We start from the raw sequence: 13,397 nt of genomic DNA, 5'->3' as shown, positions 1-13,397 counted from the left end.
TTTTATTAGAAAGAGACATCGTTCATAGACACAATACTTAATAACATAACGATAACGACTGAGCCAACAATGCCACCCATTATCAATATTAAAAGCGGCTCCAATAGCGCTGTAAATTTCATTAACCATTGCTCGAAAGACTGTCGACTTCTCCGTGATATTTCTGAAAACGACATTTCTAAATTGCCGCTCTCCTCACCAACAGTGATCAGAGAAAGCGAAATTTCATCGAAAAGCTTCAGCTTAGCTACCGCTCCAGAAATACTTTCACCACTGGAAACCTCGACTTTTGTTTTCTTCAACTTATCGCTCAATTGAGGGTTGATAACTGTCTCACTTGCTAATTCAAGGCTGGACGAAAGGCTAACGCCACTTTCCAACGTAAGCTGCAAGGCAGTAGAAAATCTAATTCGATCTGAAAACGTAATTAGACTTTTAGCTATCGGGAAACCACTTAAGAAGTTTAGTAGCTTAGTTCTCAGTTGATGTTTTTGCAGGGCTAATGCAACTCCGATTGGAATACCAATGAGTGCAACAAATATAACGCCTTGATATTGAATAACCCAGCTCGACATATTTAACAGCAATTGAGTGTACTCAGGAACTTGATCCACCCCTTCAAACATTGCTGACATACTTGGTACTACAAAAGTAAAAATGCCCCAAATAGCTAAAATACAAACAATCAAAATAAAAATTGGATAGGTAGCAGCCTGCATTACCTTGCTTTTAAGTTCATATTGAAAGCGTAAATTCTGGCTCAATCTTTCAAATACTAAGGGTAGTGTTCCAGTACTTTCACCAATCTTTGTCATTTCAACGAATAGCTTAGGAAAAACATTAGGCTTATCTGCTAGCGAATCACTAAGAGAACCGCCATGCTTCAAATCAGATAATACCTGACGCCAAACTCCCCCTATCGCTGAGCTACTGCTTGCTTGAGCAAGTACGGCTATCGCTTTATCAATTCGTAGGCCATTATGTAACAGTGTCGCAAGCTGACTAGTCGCTTCTTCAAGTTCTTTCAAGCTGACTCGGTTACGTTCAAAAAGCGTACTATTTTCTTTTACTGATAACACAAGTTTAAAGTCTTCTTCCAATTTAGCTTGCGCCGAAGCTAAACTGGTGGCATGGACTTCACCCTGTTCCACCATACCTGACTCATTAACAACTTTATATTTGAAGGACTTACTCACCCAGCCACCCTTAACACTTCATCAATTGTCGTGATCCCTTGGATTGCTTTGAGAAAGCCGTCTTCCTTTAACGTTCTTAGATGTTTTTGTTTCATCAGTTCATATAAGTTGTCTAAAAGCTTTTCATCTTTTGCCATTCTCTTTACGTCACTATCGCAGGGTAAATACTCCAAAAAGGCTACTCGCCCTTGATAACCTGTTTGCTCGCAATGGGAGCAAGCCGACGGTTTAAATAAAGAAATGGATTTCTCGCCTAACTTATCTAAGCCATATTTTGATACTAAAAACTCAGACTCTTGCGCAGACAGAGGTTCTTTACAATGCTCGCAAAGCTTTCTCGCTAAACGCTGCGCCATAATAGAAACAAGGCCTGCATTTAAAAGATATTCTTGGATCCCTAAATCTAGCAACCGCGTGTAGGCTGACGGAGCGTCGTTGGTATGCACAGTACTAAATACTAAGTGACCAGTCAGAGCTGATTGTAGCGCAATTTTTGCTGTTTCATTGTCCCGTATTTCACCAACCATGATAACGTCTGGATCTTGACGAACAATACTACGTAGACCCGTCGAGAAGTCATAGCCAATCTCTGCATTGACTTGAACTTGATTAACACCGGGAAGCTGATATTCGATTGGATCCTCTAATGTGACAATTTTAACATCAGGACTATTTATCTGACTTAGGAATGAGTATAGAGAGGTTGTTTTACCAGAACCGGTAGGACCGGTCATAAGTATCACTCCTGACGTCTTCTTGATATCAGCATTGATCTTTTCAATCAAATCTTCAGAATATCCTAGATTTGACAAATTGAAGCGTACAGCACTTTTAATCAAAAACCGCATTACTATACTTTCGCCTTCCCCTAGAGGAAGTGTTGAACAGCGGATATCTAAATCTGTCGCCCCCGCCTTCATTGCAATCTTTCCGTCTTGTGGTCTTCGCTTCTCAGCAATATCCATACCCGACAATATCTTTATCCTAGATACAACTGCAAGCTGTAAGCTATTAGGGATCGGTTCTGCTTCTTTTAAAATACCGTCAATTCTGTAACGTGCTCGATATCGACCATCGACAGGTTCAATATGTAAATCCGATGCACCAAGCCTAACGCCTTTATTGATTAGACTGTTTACCAAGTTGACAGTAGGAGCGCCTAATGCAAGCTCTTTAAGCGCGTTAAGGTTTTCAGCATTTACTGGTGTCACTTCATGCTTAAAGATAAACGTTTTACAATGCTCTTTGAGCAGTTCAATCTCTTTGCTCGATAGCACATAAAAAACCACTTCGGCATTTAGTAATCTTAAATAGTCGATGACATGCGGACAATGTGGATTGCTAAAGCCAACCTCTATACATTTTTGACTTGCATTTAAAGGTATAAAGTCATTATTCAACAAAAACTCAACATTGATTGATTCTAATGCCGCTAGTGCATCATCTGAGTACTCAGGGATCCCCTGCCACACTTTACAACCTAGCAAAGATGCATAAAGGTTTGGAATTTTTTCTTCATCTAGCCATCCAGAGTTAATCAACAATGTATCTAACTTATCATCGGTGTCGATTAAAAATCGTTCAGCCTGTTCTAGTCTTCCAGGCTCTAAGATAACATTATTTTCTACCCAAGACTTAACCTTAGAGTTCCACGTCTGCATCTTCACCTTCACCGCCCAACTTGCCATCACGACCTAAGCTTTTTAGCTGAAAATCTTCTCTGCCTTGCTCATTTGCTTTGCGTTCGTATAAATAGGCATTATTCCATGGATCTTTGGGAATAGCTTTAGAGAAGTAAGGGCCGTCCCACTGAGGTAAATCACTTTGAACGAGATCGTCCAAACTATTTGGATAGTAGCCAAGATCGAGTCTATATGCGTCCAATGCGGTGGATAATACTTGCATCTGCGCTCTGGCACTTGCCTCACGAGCTGAATCTACTTTACTAAACATCCTTGGCGCGATCACTGAGGCCAGCAATCCGAGGATAACCATTACAATTAACAATTCAACTAGGGTGAAGCCTTTAATGGCCTTACTTTTATTAGTCACTTTGCATTCTCCAGAAATAACAACAGGGGCAATTAGCCCCCGCACAATCTACCATAGTGATTTTTTTAGTCCAGCTTTGCTGAGCTTAAAGTGTCGATCACACTGCTTAATTTTGTAATTTCGCCAGCACCAACCACAATTCGATAATCTTCAATTTTACCGTCTACTTGTTTACCAATAACAAAGGTTGGTGTTGATTTTAAACCTAACAATGCAGCTTCTTGTAAAGAAGTATCAATTGCTGCATGTACTTCTTTATCAACTACGCATGCGTCCAGCTTTTCTTTATCTAAACCAAACTTTTCTGCCATTTCTGCAGTTGTATCGTTAGATAGGTCATTGCCTAGTTCGAATAAGTAGTTCTTTACTTCTTCATATTGACCTTGCTTATCTGCACATTTGAGTGCCACAGCAGCAAATGGAGCGTTAGGGTGGATCTGTGCTAATGGGAATTCCCGCGCAACGTAGGCCACTTTACCACTATCTACAAATGTTTCTTTAAATTCAGGCCATACATTCTGTTGATACTTTTTACAGAAAGGACAGTGTAAGTCGGTATACTCCATTACCACAATATTTGCGTCTTTATTACCAATCCATTTTGCATCTTCTGCTACAACTAAAGTGTCAGGCTTAACCAATTCGGCCATACCAATACGCACAGCAATTTGTTGCTGATTTGATTTTAGCTTTTCAATTTCTTGCCTCAGCTCAGCGCTATTATCCGCTGGTTGGCAGCCTGCCAGAGCCATAAAAAATGTTGGTAAAATTAACTTCTTCATTACTTCAACCTTAAAAAAAAACCCCCGCATTCGCGAGGGTTTTTAGTAAACTAAATTAGTTTAAATTATTGTGACCACTCGTTTTGGTCAAGAACTGGCATTACACGGTCAACACCGCCAGTGATACGCTGTACAGATACACCGTGTACAGAATCTCTAGGAGCTGTAACAGTGAATGTTAGCGTGTGACGAGCGTTGCTTGATACAGCGTTAGATGCATTGTCACCTAGAGACTTAGCAGCGTAACCACCGTCAGCACCAGTGTAACCTTTTTGCGTTTCCGCTTGAGCGATTACGTCTGGAACGAAGTAAACAACTGAAGACTGAGCAGGAACCATACCTAGGTCAACTGCTAGTACTCTGCGCTTACCTTCAGTACCGTCAGCAGACTCACCAAATACGTCAACAGTTACTTCAGCTGATTTGTCGTGCTCGTTAGTTACACGTACAAAGTTACCTTCTGCGTTAACAGTGTAAGGAACTTTAAGAACCGCACCATTTACACCAACTTTGTGAGTAACAGGCTTCATATCACAGTGATCAAGATACTTGTCATCAGCAAAGTTAAGCTTGTAGTTAGTAGTAACTTCATAGTTGAAGTTCATGATCTTAGTTGAGTCTTTAGTTTCAACTGTGTAGAACGCTTGGTTGTATTGAGCGCCAAAACGTGGGTCCGTAGCAGCTGCAGGGTTAGCTTCTGCACCGTTAACAAACAAGTCTGTAGCTTCAGTATCATACACTTTCTTAGTTGCATCACCTACAGTGATAACACCTTTTGCAGTGCCTGTTTCTACAGCGATTTCATCAGCTACTGAAGTAACTACACCTGATGCTGCAGTGCGAGTATCGTAGATACCATACTGTACACTTGCGCCAGGAGCACCACTTGAAACAAAGCTAGTTTCTAGGTGATCATCTGTTGAAAGAGTGATTGCACGGTCAAGCAGAGTTGCGCGGTCATAGAAACCTGCTGGGTAGATTGCTTGTGTCTTGTTTACAGTTGAAGTACCTTTTTCGTAAACAAACTCTGTACGAGCTACGATAGCTTGGTTTGCGTAGTCTTCACTTTCAGCGTTAACTTTAACTTCAGTTGACTCACTATCTTGTAGTGCATAGAACTGAGGTGAAATATCAACTAGCTTATGAGCAACAGACGTTGCACCAGTGATTGAACCACCGCCATCAGTAGTTGCGCTAGTTACTTTAAGCGTAACAGATTTAGTTGAAGTTGTTGATGTACATACATCATTTTCAATCTTAATGCTGATAGGCTTTAGAGTAGCTGCAGTTGTAGTATCAGCATTTTCTGATCTAGAAAGTACTAAACGGGTTCCTGCGCGAATTTCGATGTCTTTAGTTAGGAAAGTAAGCGTGTTAGAACCGTCAAAAACGCCATCCGCATCCGCTACCGCTTCGAAACCGTCATCAGCACCAGTAGCATCAGCTTCACCGTCTTTATCTTTAACTAGGTGGATTTTGTTCGCGTTACCGTGGAAAATCGCACCATCTAGTTTAAATACTAATCTAGAACTTGAAGGGATGTTTGTTGTTGGTACGTAAACAATTTGAATGTCTCTTTCAGTAGCAGGAGCAGCTGATAAGTTTACATTGTCAAAGTCTAGCGCTAAATCACCAGTTAGCTCGTAAGCTACCTTTGATTCTTTTGTTGGCTCAAGGTCAGAAGCAGATGCACCGCCACGCTTGCTTTCTACAATACAAGTTGCGCCAGTATAACGTGTTTCAAATGCTTTGATGTGGTCTACAGCTGCAGCATCAGTTGTGTCGTAAATTTCGAAACAAGCTTCTGTACCTGCGTAAGCGTTACCTGCTAATACAGCAGCAACTGCAGCAGGAACTAAAGCGACTTTATTAAAACGCTTCATTTTTATCTCCATGTATCCGGTGGACACTTTATGTTTTCAGTTAATATTTACACACTCTGGACACCAGAGTATAGCAAAACGTTAAATAAGTTAAAGGGCCCGACCGATACTGCACAAACATGTAGCATCAAATCTAGGCTCTACCATTATGATAAGAACTAACATTTAATTCAAGCCCCATCATAAATTAAAATTTCTACAAAGTTAATAATTTCTCACAATAAATTGCAATCAACCACAAACTGTTCATTTTGTGAACTTTAAGCGCTTATAACCTTTAATTAAGCCAGTGTTCACTTGAGCGCACACCACTTTACTCAACCATCAGAGGTTGTCAATACCTGTATGAGTAAAGTCAGTTTTTCCGTAAATAATTGTTAATAGGTTCTTTGACTTAAAGACAATTATTTAGTTGTTACTTTTTACTTGTTAAGTGTTGCAATTGAAGCAGCAGCTAGACCTAATTGATAAATAATCTGTGTTGCAGTACTCCAAAGCGTCAAGCTATCGATATGTTGAGCATCAAGCGGTACAACAATCGTATCACCAGGAGCTAGTTGGTTAGCATGACTACTCACAGCAAACCAAGTCCCTGAGCCTGGGAGCTCTACTGAACCATTAGCTTTGATAATATAGATCCGTTCATCATCCGCTTTTTGTTTTAGACCACCACTCGCTTTAATATAGTCATCAACTGATTTAGACGAATCAAATAAGTGCGTTGCTGCCAAGTTGACCTCACCAATAACACTGACAGAGTCTTGTACCGCAGGAATATATAGCGCATCTCCATCTTCTAGCTGTAATGCTTGTGTCGAGCGTTTGTCTAAATCAATAACAAGACGTCCTAACGCTTCAACTTTAGATAAATCTCTCAAAATCTTGTCCATATCTTCATATGGCATTGAGGTATTCGCAGTCGCGCTCTTCTGGAAAGTATTGGTAATAATATCGCGTCTTAGCTCTTGCGTTAAACGTTGGATTTGTGAAGTTTCTTTACGCTTAATGGACTCACGAGTAAAAATAGCCGCTTCTTTGTGTGCAAATTGGTTAAAGCCACCCACTCTTTCAAGCAGGCTATCAAGCGTCTCACCGCGTTTGATAGTATACGTACCTGGAAATTTAACTTCACCCACAACTTTAACTTGAAGCCTTTCCTGCCAATTAGGTCTAGGGAAGATGTTTACAGTATCTTTGCTGGTTAGCGCCTGTGTTGGATTCGCCAGTTCATTTACACCATTAAATTGGATATGTTCAACCTGTTTACCATCATCGTATACAACACGGGTCAACTCCACTTGCTCAAGATAAGCCGCTTCAAGAAATCCACCGCCAGCCTGTACCGCTTTTTGAAAATTAGCATTTTTTGATAAAGGATACACGCCAGGAAACTTAACTTGGCCATTTACAGCAAATAATTGCGCTGGCTCTGTTGGTGTTGCCTGTCTTTGCAGCTTGGCTAGAATAGGTGCTAATAGCTTTTGACGACTAAAAACCGCATACTCTTCGTCTTCTACTTCTTTTGGCTCTTGGAACAGCGCATCGATACTTGTGATCAGCTCAACTTCTTCCTCAAGTTCGAACAGCTCATCTTCTTTTAAGCCGATATATTTTAAAAATTCATCACGCTCAAACTGCTCCCACAGCTTTACGTTTTCACGCAATTTCAGCTGCTCTTTATTATAAGCAAGGTCTTCCAGCAACTGCTCTTCTTCTTCTTTCAGTTGATAGCGGCTAAATACAACAATACTGTCGTTAGAAACCAGCTCAATATCTCCAGATTTACCGTTAAAAATATCTTGCAAAGAGAATTGAATGATCTCAATATCACCTTCAAAGCTTACTTCACGGATAATCAGTGAGTACCCGAAGTCGGCGATAGATAACAAATCTTCCCTTGGCGCACTAAATACATCCTTTAGCGTCTTACCTTGGTGCCATTCATAATGCCCTGGGCTAGTTACTGCACCAACCACAGTTACAGTGTTTTGAAAACGAGTTGATGCGGCATTTACGGATATTTCATCACCGTTCTGCGGCTTATAACTCGTATTTTCAGTAAAGTTGTAGTTCAGGGTAATGCGCCTTCCATCACCGTTGTAACGTGATACGACTACTTTTGACTTGTTTGCGTTCGCTTTGAAACCACCAGACATGGCCATTACACTCTCAAGCGTGTCTGACTCTTTAAGCTCAAAGATGGCTTGGCGGTTAACTTCACCTTTTACTTTAATCTTCTTAGCTGCAGGCGGGATAAATACAACATCGCCAGGCTTTAGGACTACATCATCAGAGCTATCACCAAACAGCAATAAGTCGTATAAATCAAATGTGGTAACTAGCTTACCCGCTCGCTTTACTTGAATTTTTCTAAGCGAACCACTATCACTTACACCGCCAGAAACAAATAGCGCATGGGTCACTGTCGCAAGCGGTGAAACCGTATAACTACCAGGCTTGTATGCTTCACCCACTACCATAATGCGCATAGGGTTTAGCTCACCCATAGAGACAAAAGCTTGAACTCCGATCATTTCTTCTGATATTTTTTTTGTGATCAGTGCTTTTAGCTCTTTAAATGACAAACCAATAACGTGAACCGGGCTCAGGTTTGGAATTGCAAGACGCCCTTCTCTGTCAATTTGAACTTCATGTTCTTCGTTGGTTTTACCATACAAATTGATCTTCACCAGATCGCCAATACCCAACAAATAAGTATCAGGAATTGCAGCCAACTCAGAAGGCATAAATGTTAAAGGCTCACCTGCAAAAAGCTCATAACCAAAAGGCTTTAGCTCTTCCTGCTTCGGCTTAAACTTATCTTCCTCTTCTTCCTCTTCCAGCAATCCATTTTTGTTTCGAGGTTGAATCGAAGTATCTTTTTCTTCTTTCTCTTTATTGCCTAATGTTTTGCTATCTAAAGTACTTAGATCGATGCCATAGCGCTTCGCAAGGGCTTCCTGCTGAGCTTTAGGGAGCTTTTTGAACTGTTCTATTTGCTGTTTGCTTGGTGTCATCGCAACTGATTGGTGCGATATAAGAATAAAAACTGAGAGCAATATTATTCTGAAGAACTTCACTGAAATCTCTTCCATTATAGACTTTTGTTAAACTTTGAGCATTCTACCGAAGTTTGGAAGAATTAAAAGGGCACATGAGTGCCCTTTGGGAAGATACTTGTTAGAAACTGTAAACCAAAGTAAGTGAAGTTTCTGTATCAGTATTTTCTTTGCCATCCGCAACGTCAGAGTTGTGGATAATGTTATATGCCACTTTCATTTGAAGCGAACCATTTATTTTGGTTAACAGCGCCGTTTCAGAGGTTGTCTTAGTATTTGTATCACCGTATTCAATCGCGATAAGCTGTGTAAAACGCGCATTTTCTGAAATTTGCCACTGGTAATCTAGTTTACCGACACCAATGAACTCGCTTTCAGAAGTACCAGCTAACAATTCACCATCATCGTCAAGTTCAGTGCTATCGTCTTGGTGCTCGAAGCGCTTTACACCAGGACCGATTTCAGCGTTAAGATACATATCGTCATTTTCGAATAAACGTTGACCGTAACCCACTGAAATAACTGCTTCGCTACGGTAAGCACCAAAATAATCTGAAACATACGAACCAAACACAAATAGGTGGCTATTATCTTCGTTTAACTTATAGTTGCCTTGAACTGACGCGGAGTATTTTTCATTGGTACGAGATGTAATGTCTACACCTGCATCGTTTTCACGCGTGTCTTCTTTATAGAAGCCATCTAACTTGTACTCGTTGTTCCAGTTAGTTAGATTGTGTTTAGCTTTGATCCCGCCTTTAAGCGTTGTTGTCTCAGTGTTACCACTGGTGATTATCGCACCAACTTCACTGGTTACATCCCAAACTTTCTGTGGTTTCTTAGCTTTACCTTCTGCTGCTGCATTAGCGCTGGCAGCCATAAGAATACAACAGGTTAAAACCTTCAATTTCATTTCTAACTAACCTTTTTACTGATCTTTGTGTAGGTGAACATCCATTTGCGGGAATGGAATGGTAATATTAGCTTCGTCTAGCGCAATCTTAATATTTTCCACAAGCGTGAAATACGTTGGCCAGTACTCTTCTGTTTTAACCCAAGGACGAACAACAAAGTTAACACTTGAGTCGGCAAGCTCCAGCACTGCTACCGTATAAGCTGGCTCTTTCAAAATACGTGATTCATTGTCTAGTACAGACTTTAATACCGCTTTTGCTTCTCGTAGATCGGCGTCATAGCCAACACCAATTACAAGGTCAATACGACGTGTTTTTTCGCGTGAGTAGTTAACGATCGCACCGGACATAATGGCAGAGTTTGGCATTACAATTACTTTGTTATCAGGAGTACGAAGCTCTGTAGAGAAGATTTCTATCTTTTGTACACTACCGGCTTTGCCGCCAGCTTCAATATAGTCTCCTGACTTGAACGGACGCAGCATAATAATAAGTACGCCAGATGCAAAATTAGAAAGTGAGCCTTGCAGGGCAAGACCAACAGCCAAGCCTGCGGCACCTAAAATAGCAATGAATGAGGTGGTTTCGATACCTACCTGAGATAATGCCATAAGCAGCGTCGCGGCAAAAACAATCGCATAAGCAATATTGGCAACGAATGAGCCTACCGCTTTATCTACTTTGCGTTTACCAAATGCTTTTTCAGTGAGATCAGCACTGAGCTTAGCTAGTTTTAAGCCAACGAAGAAAATTATTAGTGCTATAACGCCTTGAAGCACATAGTGTAAGATTAAATCTGAGTTCTCATTAACCCATTTCCAAACAGCTTCCATACTCATCCCCCTTTTTATATTAAGCAGTTATTTATCATTAGATCGGCTGGATCATACATAGGATATATGAATATTTGCTGTATGCGGAAATAATCTCCGAAAAAAAACTTTTATTAAGTTTTTTCGATATTTCCCTTTGCATTTGGAAAAAACTTATGTATTATGCGCGCCACACCAGACAAGGTGTTCAAGTCTTTTGTGGCGGCTGTAGCTCAGTTGGTAGAGCCCTGGATTGTGATTCCGGTTGTCGTGGGTTCAAGTCCCATCAGTCGCCCCACTCTTTTTATAAATTCATTCCCATTTTATATTTTTACGCACACATCACTCCTACACAATAAACACCAAACATCTGCGTAGCAGCGATTTTATATCGCAACTTAAAAATAAAACCCTCGCTACATAAAGTAGCTCCTACACGACCAACACCAAACAACAAGCACTAAACATCTGCGTAGCAGCGATTTTATATCGCGACTTAAGAATAAAACCCTCGCTACATAAAGTAGCTCCTACACGACCAACACCAAACAACAAGCACTAAACATCTGCGTAGCAGCAATTTTATATCGCGACTTAAGAATAAAACCCTCGCTACATAAAGTAGCTCCTACACGACCAACACCAAACAACAAGCACTAAACATCTGCGTAGCAGCGATTTTATATCGCGACTTAAGAATAAAACCCTCGCTACATAAAGTAGCTCCTACACGACCAACACCAAACAACAAGCACTAAACATCTGCGTAGCAGCGATTTTATATCGCGACTTAAGAATAAAACCCTCGCTACATAAAGTAGCTCCTACACGACCAACACCAAACAATAAGCACCAGACACCAGCGTAGCAGCGATTTTATATCGCGACTTAAGAATAAAACCCTCGCTACATAAAGTAGCTCCTACACGGCAAACACCAAACAATAAGCACCAGACACCAGCGTAGCAGCGATTTTATATCGCGACTTAAGAATAAAACCCTCACTATATAAAGTAGTTCCTACACGGCAAACACCAAACAATAAGCACCAGACATCAGCGTAGCAGCGATTTTATATCGCGACTTAAGAATAAAACCCTCGCTATATAAAGTAGCTCCTACACGGCAAACACCAAACAATAAGCACCAGACATCAGCGTAGCAGCGATTTTATATCGCGAAAAAGATCTCAGCATTAAACCGGTTTTGCAGGTAAGGGAGTGATTTAGGCATAAAAAAATGCCACCTTATTCAGGTGGCATCACACACGGGATTATTTCTACATACATAGAAATGCTTTACATTTTCTTGCTACGCTTTCTTTTTGATCTTATGACCTTTCACAGCGTAGAAGATTATAAATAGATAACAAGGTAACATTACAAGGTGTGCAATTTGCTGTGATTCCACTGTGCCAGATGTGCCCTTAGCTAAACCTAAGAATACTGGACCGAATGCACCACCGGCAATACCCATAACCAATAAACCAGAGCCTACACTGGTTAGCTTGCCAAGTCCAGATAATGCGAGCGGCCAAATAGCAGGCCACATAATGGCATTTGCTAAACCTAAAATAGCGACCATCAATAGAATATCAGGCAACGCTGATAATCCAAATAGATTTGAAATGACAAATGAGTCTGGGCTGCCAAATGAAATTGCGAGCGTGAGAAGCACACCAAGCACGGCAGATGCTGTTAACGCCCTCTCCTGCGATATTACTCTCGGGATCAATATAATACCCAAAATATAGCCCGTAACCATACAAGCCATAGTATAAGAGGTCATCACACTATATTTTTCAACACCCAGCGCTAACGCAAATGAACCAATCGTATCACCAGCAATCACTTCAACTGCAACATACAAAAACAGTGCGATCACACCAAGCTTTAGATTAGGATGAGATAGCGCTTCTCTCACTGAGCCATGTTCTTCTTCATCATCTTTTTCTATTTCAGGTAGTGGTGCAAACTTAATACCCAAGGCAAAAATACCAATAAATGCAGCCAAGCCTAAATATGGCCCGATAAGACCGTTTGCCATTGCATCGATATCAGCTTGAGTCAGCTCTTTACCTGCCATATCAGTAAAGTTACTCAGCACCAACGCGGTAAATACAAGCGGCGCAACAATACCAGCACCTTTATTCAGTATACCCATAATACTTACGCGCACAGCTGCTGACTCTTCAGGTCCAATACGCACCACATAAGGATTTACAGCAGTTTGTAATAATGTTTGCCCAATACCCATAGTAAATTGAGCAAACAAGAACAATGCAAACATTTGTGTTTTAGCCGCTGGAATATATAGCAACGCTGCACACATCATCATCGCAATTGCGATGGCCATACCATTTTTATAACCCACCTTACGGATAACTAGAGCGGAAGGAACCGCTGTAAATGTCACCGCAATATAAAAAGAGAAAAGAATAAATGAAGATTGGAGAGGAGTTAGTTTTAGTACTTGCTCCAAATATGGCATTAGTGACCCATTAAGCCAAGTCACAAAGCCAAGAATAAAAAACATGGCTGCGACAATTGCCATAGGGATCGCGTTACTTCGTTTTGTTGTATTCGACACGGTAGCTTCCATAAACATTACTCATCGTTTATTGTTTGTATGGCTTTTTGCCTTGTTATTTTTTGCTTTGCTCACTGCTTTTTTACAAAAATGACAGCGCTGACATTTAA

The 13,397-nt window shown here is 40.7% G+C and carries 9 protein-coding genes and 1 tRNA gene; 1 reads left to right on the top strand and 9 read right to left on the bottom strand.

Annotated features, from left to right (window positions below; genetic code table 11):
* Nucleotides 1-5: 5 nt before the first annotated feature.
* The 8 genes from PNC201_RS02690 to PNC201_RS02655 form a co-directional block, all read right to left on the bottom strand.
* Entirely contained in the window at nt 6-1,196 is a 1,191-nt protein-coding gene (locus PNC201_RS02690; RefSeq protein WP_010605783.1) for a type II secretion system F family protein, read from the bottom strand.
* A complete protein-coding gene (locus PNC201_RS02685; protein WP_102056086.1) occupies nt 1,193-2,857 on the bottom strand; it encodes a GspE/PulE family protein in 1,665 nt (554 codons plus the stop codon). The genes PNC201_RS02690 and PNC201_RS02685 overlap by 4 nt, the downstream gene beginning before the upstream one ends.
* The gene (gene gspG / locus PNC201_RS02680; RefSeq protein WP_010605785.1) at nt 2,838-3,248 is read right to left on the bottom strand and encodes a type II secretion system major pseudopilin GspG; all 411 of its coding nucleotides are present in this window, start codon (nt 3,246-3,248) and stop codon (nt 2,838-2,840) included. The genes PNC201_RS02685 and gspG overlap by 20 nt, the downstream gene beginning before the upstream one ends.
* Before the next feature lie 65 nt (nt 3,249-3,313).
* Nucleotides 3,314-4,030 (bottom strand): thioredoxin domain-containing protein, encoded by a 717-nt coding sequence (locus PNC201_RS02675; protein ID WP_010605786.1) that lies wholly within the window; start codon nt 4,028-4,030, stop codon nt 3,314-3,316.
* 65 nt (nt 4,031-4,095) lie between these two features.
* Complete coding sequence (locus PNC201_RS02670; protein WP_102056085.1) at nt 4,096-5,913, bottom strand: hypothetical protein; 1,818 nt, start codon at nt 5,911-5,913, stop codon at nt 4,096-4,098.
* A 422-nt stretch (nt 5,914-6,335) separates the two neighbouring features.
* On the bottom strand, nt 6,336-9,008 hold the full coding sequence (locus PNC201_RS02665) for an SLBB domain-containing protein (protein ID WP_199539675.1): 2,673 nt from the start codon (nt 9,006-9,008) through the stop codon (nt 6,336-6,338).
* 85 nt (nt 9,009-9,093) lie between these two features.
* Nucleotides 9,094-9,885, bottom strand: coding sequence for a DUF481 domain-containing protein (locus PNC201_RS02660; protein WP_010605789.1), 792 nt, complete (start codon nt 9,883-9,885; stop codon nt 9,094-9,096).
* A gap of 15 nt (nt 9,886-9,900) precedes the next feature.
* Entirely contained in the window at nt 9,901-10,719 is an 819-nt protein-coding gene (locus PNC201_RS02655) for a mechanosensitive ion channel family protein (RefSeq protein ID WP_010605790.1), read from the bottom strand.
* A gap of 201 nt (nt 10,720-10,920) precedes the next feature.
* Between PNC201_RS02655 and PNC201_RS02650 the strand changes: the two genes are divergently transcribed.
* Nucleotides 10,921-10,996, top strand: a tRNA-His gene (locus PNC201_RS02650).
* A gap of 1,013 nt (nt 10,997-12,009) precedes the next feature.
* On the opposite strand, the gene nagP is transcribed toward PNC201_RS02650, so the two are convergent.
* Complete coding sequence (gene nagP, locus PNC201_RS02645; RefSeq protein ID WP_353477787.1) at nt 12,010-13,299, bottom strand: N-acetylglucosamine MFS transporter NagP; 1,290 nt, start codon at nt 13,297-13,299, stop codon at nt 12,010-12,012.
* Nucleotides 13,300-13,397 lie beyond the last annotated feature (98 nt).

The organism is Pseudoalteromonas sp. NC201 (assembly GCF_002850255.1).
GTDB lineage: Bacteria > Pseudomonadota > Gammaproteobacteria > Enterobacterales > Alteromonadaceae > Pseudoalteromonas.
This window is presented reverse-complemented; position numbering and strand designations above follow the sequence as displayed.